The following is a 16,149-nucleotide window of genomic DNA, read 5'->3' as shown; positions in this document are numbered from 1 at the left end:
AGATCTGATGGCAACCCTGACAAGCGTCCGGCCACCGGCCGGTGAGACACCACGCCGGCCAAGGAAACGACGCCGGGAGCGCCCCGGCATCGCGGGGCTCCGGCGCAGCCTGAGCCGGCACTGGACCCTGTACCTGCTGATGGTCGTGCCGCTGGTCTGGTTCGCCGTCTTCAAGTACATCCCGATGTCGAACGCGGTCCTGGCGTTCAAGAGTTTCAACGTCACCAAGGGCATCTGGGGAAGCCAGTGGGTCGGCTGGCAGAACTTCGAACTGTTCTTCCACAACCCGGTGTTCTGGAACCTGGTGAAGAACACCTTCCTGCTGTCGGTCTACACCGTCGCGGCCAGCTTCCCGATCGCGATCATCCTCGCCCTGGCGCTGAACGAGATCCGCAACGGCCTGTTCAAACGGACCGTTCAGCTGGTGACCTACGCGCCGTACTTCATCTCCACGGTCGTGGTCGTGTCGATGACGATCCTGGTCCTGTCACCGCGGCTCGGCATCGTCAACGAGGGGCTGGGGTTCTTCGGCGTCCCGGGTATCGACTTCCTCGGGAACCCTGACTACTTCCGCCACATCTACGTGTGGTCGGACGTGTGGCAGACCACCGGGTACTCCGCGGTGATCTACCTGGCCGCGCTGTCCGGGATCGACCCGGCGCTGCACGAGTCGGCGCGGATCGACGGCGCCACCCGGTTGCAGCGGATCCGGCACGTCGACCTGCCCGGCATCATGCCGACCGCGGTGATCATCCTCGTTCTTGCCGTCGGCAACATCATGGCGATCGGGTTCGAGAAGGCGTTCCTGCTGCAGAACCCGCTGAACCTGAGCGAGTCCGAGATCATTGCGACATATGTGTACAAGACGGGTCTGCTGAACGCCGACTTCAGCGGTGCGACAGCGGTCGGGTTGTTCAACTCGGTGATCAACCTGGTGTTGCTGCTGATGGTCAACGCGGTGGCCAAACGGATCACCGGGAACGGATTGTGGTCATGAGCGTCCAGACCGAAGTACGAACGGTGCCGAGCAAGCGGTCCGAGCGGCGCGCGGCGCGGGAGCGCCGGATCCGCGAGCCGCGCAGCGACCGGATGTTCCTGATCTGCGTGTACCTGCTGCTGTCCGTTTTCTTCCTGGTCGTGCTGCTGCCTCTGCTCTACATCGTGGCCAGCTCGTTCAGCAGCCCCGCGGCGGTGTCGTCGGGACGAGTGCTGTTCTGGCCGGTGGAGTTCTCACTGCGCGGGTACCACGCGGTGTTCGAGAATCCGCAGATCGTCCAGGGGTACGTGAACTCGTTGTTCTACACGGTGGTCGGCACGATCGTCAGCGTCACGATGACGGTCGCGATCGCCTACCCGCTCTCGCGCCGTACCCTCGTCGGGCGCAACGTCGTGATGACGCTGATCCTGTTCACGATGCTGTTCACCGGCGGGCTGATCCCGACGTACCTGGTGGTGCAGTCGGCCGGCCTGCTGGACACCCGGTGGGCACTGATCATCCCGCAGGCGATCGGTGTCTGGCAGGTGATCATCGCCCGGACCTATTTCCGTACGGCGATACCGGACGAGCTGGTCGAGGCCGCGCAGCTCGACGGCTGCGGCGACCTGCGCTTCCTCTGGTCGGTGGTGATCCCGTTGGCCAAGCCAATGATCGCGGTGGTCGCGCTGATGTACGCGATCATGCAGTGGAACTCGTACTTCGACGCCCTGATCTACCTGAAGAACCCGGACCTGTTCCCGCTGCAACTCGTGCTGCGCAACATCCTGATCCTGAACACCACCGGAGGCGGGGCGGTCGACGCCTCCATCGTGATCCAGCGCCAGGAACTCGCCGATCTGCTCAAGTACTCGCTGATCGTGGTCGCCAGCGTGCCGGTGCTGCTCATCTACCCGTTCGTCGCCCGCTATTTCACCAAGGGAATCCTGATCGGCGCCGTCAAGGGCTGATCCCGGTACCACCTCCGTATCACCTCAACCCTGTGAGGGACGCAATGTCTGGAAAACTCAGTACGCGGAGGCGTGCCGCGATCGTCGGCACCAGCCTCCTGGCACTCGCCCTCGTGGCCTGCTCCGGCAGCAAATCGGACGACGACTCGGCGAACAAGCCGTTGCCGACGATCACCGGAAATCCCGACGTCACGCTGAACGTCTTCGCGCCGCAGTCGGCCGAGACGAACCTCGCCACGAACGACTTCACCAAGCTGATGAAGCAGAAGTTCAACATCACCATCAAGTGGCAGACCACGACGTTCGACGGCGGTCCGTCGAAGGAGAAGCGGCAGATCTCGCTGGCCAGCGGCGACTACCCCGATCTGTACCTGCTGATCCCGTGGGTCGACCAGTTCACCCCGGCGGAGCTGCTGAAGCTGTCCAATCAGGGTGTCGTCCTACCGCTGAACCAGCTGATCGACCAGTACGCGCCGAACATCAAGAAGGCGCTGGACTCCACGCCCGAGTGGAAGGCGATGGCGACCGCGCCGGACGGCAAGATCTACGGGATGCCGCAGTGGGTCGACTGCTTCCACTGCTCGTACCCGGACAAGCTGTGGATGAACTCGGCGTGGCTGAAGAAGCTGGGCCTCGAGCAGCCGAAGACCACCGAGGACCTGCGGAAGGTGCTCCAGGCGTTCAAGACCCAGGACCCGAACGGCAACGGCAAGGCCGACGAGATCGCGCTGAGCGCGAACGTCCGCGACAACCTCATCCCGTACTTCATGAACGCCTTCATCTACGACCCGCAAGGGCAGAACAACAGCGGCGGCAACAACTCCACACTGGTTCTCAACAACGGCAAGGTCGACGTCCAGGCGAACAAGGACGGCTGGCGCGAAGGCCTGCGGTACATCAACTCGCTCTACAAAGAGGGCCTGATCGACAAAGGCGCCTTCACGCAGAACCCGGACGCGATGCAGCAGCAGGGCAACCACGGCGGCTCGGTCATCCTCGGCGCGGGCACCGTCATGCACTCGGGCATCTTCGTCACCGTCGGTTCGGCGGACGGGCGGGACCAGCAGTACGACGCGGTACCGCCGCTGACTGGTCCGAGTGGTGCGAACTACGCCAGCTACGTCTTCCCGAGCATTCCCGGCGCCACGTTCGTCCTGACGTCGAAGGCAACACCGGAGAAGCAGATCCAGGCGATCAAGATGCTCGACTACATCTTCACCGATGAGGGACAGAACAATGGACAGTTCGGCACGGAGGGCAAGGCCTGGACCAAGCCCGGTCCCGGCGATGTGGCGCTCGACAAGTCGCTGAAGCCGAGCTTCAAGCAGATTCCCCTGAAGCCCGGGTCGAAACCGCGGAACAGCGGCTGGGGTCCGCTGGCGCAGTACAACAACACCGCGAAGTACCGCAACTCCGAGGTCATCGACACCGACACCCACTCGCAGGCGGGGTACGAACGCAAGCTGTTCGAGGCCACCAACCTGTACGCCGGCCACGAAGACAAGGCCCAGATCTACCCGTTCTGGAAGGTGTGGATCGACCCGACCCTCGGCAACGAGGTCGCGACGCTGCAGACCAACATCGAGAACTACATTCAACAGAACTCACTCCAGTTCGTCACCGGCTCGAAGAACATCGACACCGACTGGGACAGCTACGTCAAGGGTCTCGACGGCCTCGGCCTGAAGCGGTACCTGGAGATCCAGCAAACGGCGTACGACAAGGTCCCCAACAAGTAGTCCGACCCTGGACCGGCCGGAGCACGCCGGCCGGTCCATCATCCTCTGACCAAGGAGCGACCAGTGCCGTTCGATGCCACCTTCGAGTCTCTTGCCACGTTCGAATGCCCCGACTGGTTTCGCGACGCGAAGCTCGGCATCTGGGCGCACTGGGGGGCACAGTCGGTGCCTCGGTACGGCGATTGGTACGCGCGCAACATGTACCGGGAAGGCACCGATCAGTACCGCTATCACCTGCGGACCTACGGGCACCCGTCGCAGTTCGGCTACAAGGACGTCGTACAGCTGTGGAAGGCGGAGCGATTCGATCCGGACGAGCTGATGGATCGTTTCGCGGCCGCAGGCGCCCGGTACTTCGTGGCACAGGCCGTGCACCACGACAACTTCTTCAACTACGAGTCGACCGTCAATCGCTGGAACTCGGTGAAGTTCGGGCCGGGCAAGGACATCGTGGGTCTGTGGAAGACCGCCGCGGACCGGCACGAGCTGCCGTTCGGGATCACCGAGCACCTCGGGGCCACGCTGGGATGGCTGGCGGTCAACAAGGGCGCCGACAAGCGCGGGCCGTTGGCCGGCGTACCGTACGACGGGTCCGATCCGGCGTACCGGGACCTGTACCTCGACAACAGCCGGTACCTGCCGGAAGTCGATGTCGAAGTACAGGACCCCTGGTACAGCGAGGATCCGGCGTGGCACCGGCACTGGCTCGAGTCGGTGACCGAGATGATCGACCGCTATCAGCCGGACCTGTTGTACTCCGACGGCCCGTTGCCGTTCGGCGAGATCGACTACACACCTGGTCTCCAGGCGGTGTCCCATCTCTACAACACCAGCGCACGGATCCACGGCGCGAATCGCGCGGTGTATCAGCAGAAGGACCGCCGGCCCGAGGTGAGCGTCGTCGGTGTGATGGACATCGAGCGGAGCCAGACCCCCGGCATCCACCCCGCGCCGTGGCAGACGGACACGTCGGTCGGTGACTGGTTCTACAACGTCCGGGACGTGTACAAGACCGCCGGGCACGTGATCGAGATGCTGGTCGACATCGTGTCGAAGAACGGGAACCTGTTGCTGAACGTGCCGCAACTGCCGGACGGCACGATCGACCTCGAATGCTCGCAGTTGCTCGATGACCTGGGCGCTTGGATGCGGGTGTGCGGCGAAGGTATCTACGGGACGAGACCGTTCCGGGTGTTCGGCGAGGGACCCTCGACTGTGGTGATCAAGGGCTTCACCGAAGACCGGGTGAGCTGGACGAGTTCAGACTTCCGGTTCACCCGCCGGGACAACACCGTCTACGCGTTCCAGCTGGCCTGGCCCGACGACCGACGTGCCGTGATCCGGAGCCTTGCGGACCACGAGACGGTGGCCGGCGTCCGGCTGCTCGGACACGGCCCGGTTCCCTTCGAGCAGGCGGAGGGAATTCTGGTGGCCAAGCTGCCTGACACCGCTCCGCTCGACGTCGCGAACTGCCTGGCCCTCGACCTCCGCGCCGGCTGACCGATGACATCCACCGACAGGCCCGACTACGTGGGCTACCTGTACGTGCATTTCAAGCGCGAATCAGCCGACGGTGAGCAGATCTACTTCGCCTTGAGCGACGGCAACGACCCGCTGCACTTCCGCGACCTCAACGGTGGAAAGCCGGTGCTGCACTCGACGTTGGGCGAACGCGGCGTCCGGGACCCGCACATCGTCCGGTCGCCGGAAGGTGGTCGGTTCTATCTGGTCGCGACCGACCTGCGTCTGTACGCCGACCGCGATTGGGATCGGCACCAGCGCCGAGGCAGTCGGTCGATCATGATCTGGGAGTCGGGCGATCTGGTGGACTGGGGAGAGGGGCGACTCGTCGAGGTCGCACCGCCCGAGGCCGGCAACGCCTGGGCACCGGAAGCGATCTGGGACCCCGAGCAGAACGCCTATCTCGTCCACTGGTCCTCGACGCTGTACGCCGACGCCGCCCACGAGGGCGAGAGCTACAACCGGATCATGTCCGCGACCACCCGGGACTTCCGCGAGTTCTCCGAGCCGCGCGTGTGGGTCGACCGAGGATGGCAGACGATCGACGCCACAGTGATCGAGCACGAGGGCGTCTACTACCGCTTCCTGAAGGACGAACGCAGCCGCGGTGGTGATGCCCCGCTCGGCAAGTCGGTGTTCTGCGAGACCTCGACTTCCCTCACGGCCGCCGCGTGGAAGCCGGTTGCCGAAGGCATCGGCCTGGGCACGATCGGTCAAGGTGAGGGCCCGCTGGTGTACAGGTCGAACACCGAGGAGAAGTGGTATCTCTGGATCGACGAGTTCACTTCGCAACGCCGTTATGTCCCCTTCGAGACGACCGACCTCGCCGGCGGCGAATGGATCCCCTCCGGTGACCACCGCCTGCCCGACGACCCCTGCCACGGCGTCGTGCTGCCAGTGACCGCCGAAGAGTACGAGCGCCTCAGCGCCTGACGAGGCCGTTCTTGTAGGCGATGACAACGAGCTGTGCGCGGTCGCGGGCGCTGAGCTTGGTCATGGCTCGTTGGACGTGAGTGCGGACGGTGAGCACGCTGAGGTGGAGGTCACGGGCGATGTCTTCGTTGGACATGCCGTCGGCCGCCAGCTTGGTCACCTCGAGTTCGCGGTTGGTCAGCTCGGCGATTCCTGGCGTCGCAGGATTCCCTGGCACGGCGGGGGTGGTGAGGAACTGCTTGATGAGTGACTTGGTGGCGCCAGGTGACAGCAGGCTGTCGCCCTGGGCAACGGTGCGGATGGCATCGAGGAGTGCGTCGGTGGTGGCGTGTTTGCCGAGGAATCCGCTGGCTCCTGCGCGAAGCGCGCGGGCCACGTGCTCGTCGTTCTCGAAGGTCGTGAGGATGAGTACACGGGTGGCGGTCAGGGCGGGGTCCGCACAGATGGCCTCGGTTGCGCTCAGTCCGTCGGTGCCCGGCATCCGGATGTCCATCACAACGACGTCGGGCTTGTGGACCTGGGACAGTCGAATGGCTTCTGCGCCGTCGGCCGCCTCGGCGACGACGGTGAGGTCGTCGCAGGAGTCGATGAGCAACCGGAAGGTGCCGCGCAACAGGGCCTGGTCGTCGGCGAGCAGGACCTGTGTCGTCATGTCGTCACCGGTGCGTGGATGTGCAGTGGCAAGGTGGTGACCACCTCGAAGGGCCCGCCTTCGGTGTCGGTGACCTCAAGGTGGCCCCCTACGGAATTGGCGCGTTCGCGCATCCCGATGATGCCGTAGCCGCCGAGGTTTGGACGAGGCGGTGTGCTGGATTCGTTGCTGACCTTGATGGTGAGGCCGGCTGCGCTGTAGGCCATCAGCAGATGGGCAGTCGGCGAGCCGGAGTGTTTGGTGGCGTTGGTGAGCGCCTCCTGGATGATGCGGTACGCCGTGAGGTCGACGCCGGGCAGGAGTTCCCGAGGGTCGCCTTGGACCTCGAGGCTGACCTCCAGACCGGCCGAGGTGCAGGCGTCGATGAGATCGGGGAGCTGTGCGAGCCCGGGCGCTGGTTGAAGGGTGTCGACGTCGGCATCGCTCGCGCTCCGAAGGACGCCGATCGTCGCCCGAAGTTCGAGCATGACGGTGGAAGTGGTCGCCTGGAGGTCGGTCAGCAGCTTCCGGGAGGCGTCCGGCCCGGTGTCGAGCAGATGGGCGGCTGTCCCGGCCTGGGCGTTGGCGACGGCCATGTGGTGTGCCACGACATCGTGGAGATCGCGGGCGATCCGCAGTCGCTCCTCGGCGACGCGCAGGCGGGCTTCTTCCTCGCGGGTGCGTTCGGCGTGGGCGGCGCGGGCCTGGACTGCGTCCAGATAGGCGGCCTGCAGCCGCGAACGGCTGCCCAGCGCCAGGGGAAGCAGCAACCACAGGGCTGGGCCGATCGCGCGGAGGGCAACCGTGCGGTCGAAGGTGGGGCCGACTGCGATCGCCACGACCAGCACGGTGGCCACCGCGCCGTACGTCCAGGCTGTGCGGTTCGGCGTCCCGCGGGCCAGCCAGTACAAAGCCACCATGACTGGTGCCAGCACCAGCGGGGTGAGCAGGTAACCGAGCGCACCTACGGCGACCACGCAGGCGGTCGCAGCTGCAACGGTGACCCTTGGACGCCGACGAGCGCCGAACAGCGCCAAGCACGCGCCCACGGCCAGCAAGTCCGCGAGCCAGACGTCGCCCGGGCGCGCGCCGTCGGGGTCGGACAGATTGACCCCGACGACCGCCCCGACGAGCACTGCGAGCACGATCACCGCGTCGGTCAGCCAGGGACGGCGCGCGACGTACTGCTCCAAGCCGGCCATCTGGTGCCTCCTGACGTCCGTGGATTGGTTGCCGTCGCACCCATTGTCCCGCTACGGGGCTGGGACGGGCGTATTCGGCTTTGTCCCCGGTTCGAGCCGGCCGTGCGATGGCCGGGCCAGGCCGGCTCCTTCGACGTCGACCGCGGGCAGGATCCTGTCCAGCCGGCGCGGAAGCCACCAGGCGTGGTGACCGAGCAGGGCCATGACGGCGGGGACGATGGCCAGCCGTACGACGAAGGCGTCGAACAGCACCGCCGCGGCGAGCGCGAAGCCGAGCATCTTGATGAAGGCATCCTGCTCGGTGACGAACCCTGCGAAGACTCCCATCATGACGAGCGCGGCTGCGACGACGACCCGGGCGCTCTGCCGCATTCCGGTCTCGATCGCGGCATGTGGTGTCTGACCGTGGACAAAGGCTTCCCGCTTGCGGGACACGAGGAAGACCTCGTAGTCCATGGCCAGGCCGAACACGACGCCGATCATGAAGATCGGTACCGCGCTCATGATGGGTCCGGTCTGCTCGACTCCGAGCAATCCGCCGAGGACGCCGTGCTGGAAGACGAGGACCACTGAGCCGAGCGCGGCGAGCACCGAGAGCAGGAAGCCCAGGGCTGCTTTGATCGGTATGAGGATCGAGCGGAACACCACCAGCAGCAGCAGTACCGCGAGTCCGACCACCGTGGCGAGGTACGGCACCAGGGAGCGTTGGAGCTTGCCGGCGAGGTCGATGTTGATGGCGGTGGTTCCCGTGACTTTGAAGCTCGCGCCCGTCCCCTGGACGATGGTCGGGCGCGTGTCGCGCAGCGTGTTGACCAGGTTCGTCGTCGCAGCGTCGGTCGGGCTGGTCGAGGGAATCGCCTCGAACAACGCCGTGTCGCCGTTCTCGCTCAGCATCGGCGGGGAGACGGACGCCACCCCAGGAGTCGATGAGATCTTGTTGGAGATCGCGGTCACGGCGGCTTTCGGATCGCCCGCGCCCTGAGCGTCGACCACGATCATCAGCGGGCCGTTGAAGCCGGGACCGAACGCTTTGGCAAGTTCGTCGTACGCACGGCGCTGTGTCGCTGTGGTCGGCTTGGACTCGTCGCCCGGCATTCCCAGACGCAGCCCCAGGGCAGGGATCGCGAGTGCTCCGAGCACGATCACCCCGAGGGCCAGTACGGCGATGGGACGGCGCAGCACGAACCGGGCCCACCGGTGGGCGAGCCCCAGCGCCGGCACGTGCGCTCCGGTACGACGGGCCGACCGGGACAGGACCTTGTCGGGGGCGAATCCGATCAGCGCAGGCACCAACGTCAGGGCCACCAGCACGGCGATCACGACTGCGGCCGCGGCGGCGAGCCCCATCTTGGTGAGCATCGGCATCCCGATCACCGTCAGGCCCGCGAGCGCGATCACCACCGTGAGTCCGGCGAACGCCACCGCCGACCCCGCTGTGCCCACGGCCAGCGAGACCGCGTCGATCGCGGTGGCTCCTCGCCCACGTTCCTCGCGGTACCGCGCCACGACGAACAGGGCGTAGTCGATTCCGACCGCGAGGCCGAGCATGAGCGCCAGCGTCGTCGAGGTCGTCGACAGACCGAAGGCCTTGCTCACGCCCAGCAGCGACAGCAGACTGATGGCCACGCCGATGATCGCAGTGAGCAGCGGCAGCCCGGCCGCCACCACGGATCCCAGGGTGATCAACAGGATCACCGCAGCGAGCGAGATCGCGATCAGCTCCGCGATTCCGGCGGGCCCGCCGGATTCCAGAGCCTCACCGCCGGCTTCCACCGTCAATCCCGAGCTCCGGGCGGAATCGACCACGCTGTTGACCTCGGTACGACTCTCGGCAGTCACGGAAGCCGCCGGTACATCGAAGGAGATCGTTGCATACGCGGCTGATCCGTCGTCGCTGACGGCGTGCGACGTGAACGGGTTCGCGACCTCGGAGACCTGCTTGCCGGCGGCAAGTTGTCCGACGGCTGACTCGATAGCCGCCTTGAATCGCGGCGACGTGACCTCCTCACCTTCAGGCGCCACGAACACGACCCGCCCCTCGCCTGCTTCGCCGATCAGCCCGGGGAACCGCTGCTGCAGCAACTCGATACTCGCCTGCGACTCGGTGCCGGGCATCGAGAAGTCGTCAGCGGGAGAAGGCGGGGCGGTCAGACCTGCAACGACCGCCGCCGCCAAGATCGCGAGCCATGCCAGAAGCGTCGACGTACGACGCCTGAATGCGAGCCGGCCGAGCCGAGCCAGAATTGTTGCCACAGGAACACTCCATCTGAAGATGCGGAGGTTCCATCGTTTCGCCCGGGCCTGGCCGCCGTCGTCGTACAGCAGAAGGCAAACCTCTACACAATCAGAACCACTCCGGCCCCTTCGTCCTGCTGCAGATGCAGTAGTCACCCCTCGAGCCGAGATAGTGTGTCGGCGATGATGATCGGCGACTCGGTGCAGGCCATCGAGCTCCGGGTGGACAACGCGGTAAACCCGCTCGGTATCGACAACCTGGCACCGGCCCTGAGTTGGCAGCTCACCGGCAGTGGGCAGCAGACGGCGTACCGGATCCTGGTCTCCAGTGACCCGGTGCGGCTGCGGAGCGGGCGTGCCGACGTCTGGGACAGCGGGCGCATCGCGAGCGATGAGGCGATCGGCATCCAGTACGACGGACCCGCGCTGCGATCGTCGACGCCGTACTACTGGACCGTCCAGGTCTGGGACACCGGGGGCCGTCGTGCGGGCTCGGAGCAGATCGCCTGGTGGGAGACCGGTCTGCTGAACGACGCCGCCTGGCAGGGCGCGCAGTGGATCACGCCCGACACCGGCAATGCCGAGGCCCCGATGCTGCGGAAGGAATTCGACGTCGGCAAGCGCATCGCCCGCGCCCGGGCAACTGTCTACGGTCTGGGTTTCTACGAGCTGCGGCTCAACGGGTCCAAGGTAGGTGACCGGGTGCTGACTCCGGCCAGTACGCCGTACGAGCGACACAACCTCTACGACACCTACGACATCACGAACGACGTACGCCGTGGTGCGAACACCGTAGGGATCTGGCTGGGCAACGGCTACGGGGCGCGGTACAACCCGTACGGCTTCCGGTGGACCGGGCCGAAACAAGCCATCGCGCTGATCACGATCACCTCCACCGACGGTACCTCGGAGGCGGTCGGCACCGATGGCTCGTGGACCTGGTCGACCGGCCCGATCGTTGCCAACGACATCTATGCCGGCGAGACGTACGACGCCCGCGCGGAACGGCCGGGCTGGGACCGCCCCGGGTTCGACGCCGCGGACTGGCAGCCCGTCCGCACCACGCCCGCGCCGAGCGCCGTGCTGGCCGCGAACACGATGCCGGCCGTCCGCGTCATGCAGACCCTGCGTCCGGTCCGCCTGACCGAGCCGAAGCCTGGCGTCTACGTCTACGACCTCGGCCAGAACATCGCCGGTTGGGCCCGGCTGCGCGTCAAGGGGCCCGCGGGTACGGCGGTTCACCTCCGGACCGCCGAGGAACTCGGTGCCGACGGCATGGTGGACACTCGGACGAACCGTTCCGCCGCCGCCACCGATACCTACATCCTCAAGGGCACCGGCGGCCTCGAGACCTTTGAGCCGCGCTTCACGTACCACGGCTTCCGGTACGTCGAAATGACCGGCTTCCCGGGGCGCCCGGACCGGAACGCGCTCGAAGGGCGAGCAGTCCATGCCGACGTGGCCTCGACCGGTACCTTCCACTCGTCCGACGAACTGCTGAATACGATCTGGCGGAACAACCGCTGGGCGATCCTCAACAACTCGATGAGCCTGCCGACCGACACTCCGGTACGCGACGAACGCACGCCACCGACGATGGACGTCCAGGCCTACCGGGACGCGGCGATCCGTGAGTTCGGGATGAACCGCTTCTACGCCAAGTACCTGCGCGATCTGCCGCCCGGGACCGCGCTACCCAGCGACGCCGTGAAGGCGCAGTACCCCGATATGGCCGGTGGACAGGTCTCGCTGGCCTGGCACCTGTACGAGCAGTACGGCGATCGCGCCACGCTGGCTGCTACGTACCCGCTCATGAAAGCCTTTGTGGACAAGAACGCACAGGACCAGCCGAGCCTCATCTGGCCCGGCAACCAGGGCTTCGGCGACTGGTGCCCGCCGGATCACGGGCCGGAGGCCAACGGCGGGATGGGCAGCCTGAACGCCGGGGACTGCTTCAGCGAGGTCTCGCTGGTGAACACCGCGTTGTGGTACCAACAGACGATCGATCTCGCCAAGGCGGCCAAGGCACTCGGGCAGACCGCGGACGGCGTTCGCTACGACCAGTTGGCCGCAGCCATCAAGACGGCCTTCAATGCGCGATTCCTCCAGGCCGACAACACCTACAGCTCAGGGAGACAGACCACCAGCGTGCTCCCGCTGGCCGTCGGACTCGTCCCGGCCGATCGGCTCGGGGCTGTCGGAGCGAAGCTGGCAGAGACCATCACCACCAAGCACGCCGGCCATCTCGACACCGGTATCTTCGGCACGCGCTATCTCGTCGACGCACTGGCCGCGATCGACCGGCTGGACCTCGCGATGCAGATCCTCGGGCAACGCACGTACCCGAGCTTCGGATTCCAGATCGGCAAGGGCGCGACCACAAGCTGGGAGCAGTGGCTGTACGACGCCGGGATGATCACCCACGACCATGCGATGTTCGCCGGCATCAACACCTCGCTCTACACCGTGCTCGCCGGCATCCAGCTGACATCACCGGCATACCGGACCGTCACCATCGCACCGCGCACACCCGCAAGTCTCGACTACGTCACCGCCTCGATCGACACCGTCCGCGGCCGCATCACGTCAGCCTGGCGCCGCACCTCGGCCGGGCTCGAGCTCACCATCACCACGCCCCTGAACAGCACACCCACGGTCGTCGTCCCGCTCGCGAGCCCTGCAGCGCACGTTGCCGCCCCGGCGAACGCCGTACTCATCAGCAGGACCGCGACCGCTGCCACGTATCAAGCCGCCTCCGGCGCGTCCACCTTCACGATCAGCTGAGGTCAGCGAAGAGTGGCTAGTTGGTTGAGCGCCACTGTCAGGTCTTGGTCGCGGCCGGCGGCCAGCATCCGCTGGTAGGTGGGGTCGCTGGAGGCGGCTTGGGTCATCAGGGTCAGCTGCAGGCTCAGGCGCTCGGCGATGAGGTCGAGGATGTCGCGAGTGGTGCCTTGCCAGCGGTATTCGTGGAGAAAGAGGGAGAGTCGGGGTAGGCGTGAGTCGAGGTCGGTGAAGCCTTCGGCGGCCACGACGTGTGGGGCGTGCAGCGGCGTCCAGGAAAAGGCGACCCAGGCAACGTCCAGCTCTACACGTACCGGCCCGGCCATGTCCCAGTCGACGATGCCGACCAGGCCATCGGTGTTCCACACCGCGTTGTACGGCGCTGCGTCGTTGTGCGCGACGATCATGCCCGGCCGCCACACTTCTCCCTCGCGCCAGCACGCATCGTGCGGCGGAACGAAGTCGGCAACGGCCGCGTGATAGCGCCGCAGCCAGCCCGCAACGTCCGTCAAAGCCGATGAGCTGTGCGTCCACGACGGCCAGGGCCGCGCGTTCCCGACCGTCTGCCCGGGCAAGAAGCTGACCATCTCCCGTCCGTCGGCGTCGACACCCAACGGCCGTGGTGCCCCCGCGAACCCAGCAGCCTCCAGATGAGCCAGTAGCGCATGGACCGAAGACGTCCAGGCTCCCGCAGTACGCCGTACAACACCGCCGACCAATGAGGCCCCGCCGTCGAACCCACCCTCTAAGCGCTCATCCATACCGACATCCTGCCAGCCGAGCGGCGACCGGATCCGGTCACGATGGGCTGTTGACAGGGACTGTTACCGGTAACAAGATGCTACCGGTAACAGCGTTGCGGCGGGATGGATGCCGTTCGGCGAGGAAGGGAAGACAAATGCCCACATCAGGCGTAGGAAATCGACTGACGCGCCGCCGATTGCTCGGGCTGGCCGCGGTGTCTGCCGGCGCTGCGATCTCCGGGCCGGTTCTGACCGGTTGCAGCAAGGATTCAGCGACGAGTGGCGGTGGCTCGACGTCGCTGACCTTCCTGAATCAGTCCCGCGGCCAGGCGAAGGCGCTGGACAAGTTGGTCGAGACCTACGAGAAGCAGACCGGCGTGCGGGTCACGATCGACAGTCCCGGGCCGACGAACTTTCCGGCGAAGTTGCAGTCGAAGTCGCAGTCGGGTGACATGCCGGACATCTACTCGACGCTGACGCTGCCGGAGATGATCCCGTACTACAAGGCCGGCTGGGCGATGAATCTGGAGCCGAAGCTGACCGGTGAGTGGAAGGGCAACTTCTCGCCGATCGCGCTGGACCTGACCACTGTGAAGGCCGGGACGGTCAGCGGCCTGGACGCCGGTGTCTACTCGGCGCATTGGGAGATCCAGACCATGGGGCTGTTGCTGAACACCAAGACGTTCGAGTCGGCCGGGGTCGATCCGAAGGCTCCACCGGCGACGACGGACGCGTGGATCGAGCAGCTGAAGAAGGTCTCCGCCAAGACCGGCAACGGCGCGTTCCTGATGGCCGCGTCCCTGGCGGACCGGTTCCTGCTGAGTCACGCCTCCAATTGGATGACCGACGCCGAGATCGACGCGACGCTCGCGGGAAAGACGAGCTGGAAGTCGGACGGCTGGCGTCAAGGTCTGCAACTGCTGGCCGAGTTGCGGGACGCCGGAGTCATCGTCAACAAGACCCTGCCCGGCGGCAACGACGACAACCCGACGGTGGAGAAGGGCTTCTTCAACGTCCAGGACACACCGGCGATCTTCGACGCGTCGGTCGCGATAGGAGTCGCGCGGGCCACCGCGCCGGACTTCACGGAGTACATCTCGATGGGGATCCCGAAGGCGGCCGACGGTACGCAGAAGCCGCGGGTCTACGGCGGTGTCGGCAAAGGTGCTTGCATCAACCCGAAGGGAAAGAACGTCGATGCCGCGGTGAAGTTCGTGCAGTGGCTGACCGAGCCCGAGCAGGCGAAGGTGTTCGTCGACATGGTCGGACTGATCCCGGCGAACCCGAAGGTCACCGCCGCCGACCTGCCGCCGCAGGTCGCCGGTTTCGCGTCGCTGGCCGACGCGATCGAGGTTGTTCCGTCACCGTTCAGCACCGACGCCCGTACGGCGTTGATCAGCGGAGTGCAGAGCCTGGTGCTCAAGGAGAAGACCGTCGACCAGGTGCTCGACGACATGGAGACGGCGCAGAAGAGGGCCAAGTGACCGTCCGTCCACTCGAAGCAGTCGAACTCGCTCGAGCGCCCTCGAGAACCCGTCGTCGCGGTCCGCTCGCGCGGCGCCGGGAACTGATGGCCTACGCGTTCCTCCTGCCGGCGGTGCTCCTGCTCGCCGTCTTCACGCTCGTACCGTTCGTCCAGGCCATCGTGCTGAGCTTCCAGCAGTGGGACGGTGTCAGCACGACCAGCCCGTTCGTGGGGCTGTCCAACTACACGTTCGTCCTGCACGACAGCGTCTTCTGGTCGTCGATGCGGAACGTGCTGATCTTCGGTGTGGCCGGATTCGTTCTCGGCAACGCGTTGTCGTTGGGGATGGCGATCGCGGTCAACCGGGTACGTCGCGGGAAGGCCTTCTTCCGTACGGCGTTCTACCTGCCAGGCGTCTTCTCCGTCGTGGTCATCGGGATGATGTTCTCGTGGCTGCTCGCTCCGAACGCAGGCATCGTGAACCGCCTGCTCGGCGGCGTCGGGTTGTCCGGGCTGCAGCACAACTGGCTCGAGGATCCCGGTACCGCACTGCCGGCCGTGGCGGCGGTCTTCCTCTGGTATCACTGGGGATTCGGCTTCATTCTGTACCTGGCCGGCCTTCAGGACGTGCCCGTGGAGTTGTACGAGGCGGCCGACCTGGACGGCGCGGGTGGCTGGGCGAAGTTCCGGTACGTGACCTGGCCGGACCTGCTGCCGGTGACGGCGATCGTGTCGTTGTTGACGCTGCTCGGAGCGTTGCAGGTGTTCGGCACCGTGCAGGTCCTCACCAATGGCGGGCCGGGCGACCACACGATGGTGCCGACGCTGCGTATCTATCAAGAGGCGTTCACGAACCAGCGCTTCGGATCCGCGGCGGCGATGTCGGTGATCTTCGGTGGCGCGCTCGTCCTGCTCGCGATGCTGCACCTGTGGTTGTCCCGGCGGCGGAGGTGAT

Annotated in this window: 12 protein-coding genes; 8 read left to right on the top strand and 4 right to left on the bottom strand. The window is 66.1% G+C overall.

What is annotated here, in order from left to right:
* The first annotated feature begins 7 nt into the window (after positions 1 to 7).
* The 5 genes from EV649_RS06780 to EV649_RS06760 all read left to right on the top strand — a co-directional run bounded on the left by EV649_RS06780 (position 8) and on the right by EV649_RS06760 (position 6,137).
* Positions 8 to 997 carry an ABC transporter permease subunit gene (locus EV649_RS06780; RefSeq protein ID WP_130381547.1) on the top strand — a complete coding sequence of 330 codons (990 nt, stop codon included), beginning with the start codon at positions 8 to 10 and terminating at the stop codon, positions 995 to 997.
* Positions 994 to 1,944 (top strand): carbohydrate ABC transporter permease, encoded by a 951-nt coding sequence (locus EV649_RS06775; protein WP_198682340.1) that lies wholly within the window; start codon positions 994 to 996, stop codon positions 1,942 to 1,944. Before EV649_RS06780 ends, EV649_RS06775 begins: the two co-directional genes overlap by 4 nt.
* Before the next feature lie 44 nt (positions 1,945 to 1,988).
* A complete protein-coding gene (locus EV649_RS06770; protein WP_130381545.1) occupies positions 1,989 to 3,683 on the top strand; it encodes an extracellular solute-binding protein in 1,695 nt (564 codons plus the stop codon).
* 63 nt (positions 3,684 to 3,746) lie between these two features.
* Positions 3,747 to 5,183 carry an alpha-L-fucosidase gene (locus EV649_RS06765; protein WP_198682339.1) on the top strand — a complete coding sequence of 479 codons (1,437 nt, stop codon included), beginning with the start codon at positions 3,747 to 3,749 and terminating at the stop codon, positions 5,181 to 5,183.
* Positions 5,184 to 5,186: 3 nt separating this feature from the next.
* A complete protein-coding gene (locus EV649_RS06760) occupies positions 5,187 to 6,137 on the top strand; it encodes a glycoside hydrolase family 43 protein (protein WP_130381541.1) in 951 nt (316 codons plus the stop codon).
* On the opposite strand, the gene EV649_RS06755 is transcribed toward EV649_RS06760, so the two are convergent.
* From EV649_RS06755 to EV649_RS06745, 3 genes are read right to left on the bottom strand one after another with little or no spacing between them, the layout of a single operon-like run.
* Positions 6,127 to 6,789 (bottom strand): response regulator transcription factor, encoded by a 663-nt coding sequence (locus EV649_RS06755; RefSeq protein WP_130381539.1) that lies wholly within the window; start codon positions 6,787 to 6,789, stop codon positions 6,127 to 6,129. The two genes, EV649_RS06760 and EV649_RS06755, sit on opposite strands and share 11 nt — an antisense overlap.
* The gene (locus EV649_RS06750) at positions 6,786 to 7,970 is read right to left on the bottom strand and encodes a sensor histidine kinase (protein WP_130381537.1); all 1,185 of its coding nucleotides are present in this window, start codon (positions 7,968 to 7,970) and stop codon (positions 6,786 to 6,788) included. Before EV649_RS06750 ends, EV649_RS06755 begins: the two co-directional genes overlap by 4 nt.
* A 51-nt stretch (positions 7,971 to 8,021) precedes the next feature.
* Positions 8,022 to 10,223, bottom strand: a complete 2,202-nt coding sequence (locus EV649_RS06745) for an MMPL family transporter (protein ID WP_130381535.1) — start codon at positions 10,221 to 10,223, stop codon at positions 8,022 to 8,024.
* A gap of 165 nt (positions 10,224 to 10,388) precedes the next feature.
* On the opposite strand from EV649_RS06745, the gene EV649_RS06740 reads away from it, so the two are divergent.
* Complete coding sequence (locus EV649_RS06740; protein ID WP_130381533.1) at positions 10,389 to 12,989, top strand: family 78 glycoside hydrolase catalytic domain; 2,601 nt, start codon at positions 10,389 to 10,391, stop codon at positions 12,987 to 12,989.
* Positions 12,990 to 12,991: 2 nt separating this feature from the next.
* Here the strand turns inward: EV649_RS06740 and EV649_RS06735 are convergent, their stop codons facing one another.
* Positions 12,992 to 13,747, bottom strand: coding sequence for a phosphotransferase (locus EV649_RS06735; RefSeq protein ID WP_130381531.1), 756 nt, complete (start codon positions 13,745 to 13,747; stop codon positions 12,992 to 12,994).
* Between the two features lie 137 nt (positions 13,748 to 13,884).
* Here EV649_RS06735 and EV649_RS06730 point away from each other — a divergent pair, with 137 nt between their 5' ends.
* Both EV649_RS06730 and EV649_RS06725 read left to right on the top strand, forming a co-directional pair.
* Positions 13,885 to 15,213, top strand: a complete 1,329-nt coding sequence (locus EV649_RS06730) for an extracellular solute-binding protein (RefSeq protein WP_157996195.1) — start codon at positions 13,885 to 13,887, stop codon at positions 15,211 to 15,213.
* Positions 15,210 to 16,148, top strand: a complete 939-nt coding sequence (locus EV649_RS06725) for a sugar ABC transporter permease (protein WP_130381527.1) — start codon at positions 15,210 to 15,212, stop codon at positions 16,146 to 16,148. The genes EV649_RS06730 and EV649_RS06725 overlap by 4 nt, the downstream gene beginning before the upstream one ends.
* Position 16,149: the final 1 nt, after the last annotated feature.

The sequence above is a fragment of the Kribbella sp. VKM Ac-2569 genome, assembly GCF_004216905.1.
Lineage (GTDB): Bacteria > Actinomycetota > Actinomycetes > Propionibacteriales > Kribbellaceae > Kribbella.
Note: the sequence above shows the minus strand (reverse complement) of the source record. Positions and strands in the feature narration are given on the sequence as shown.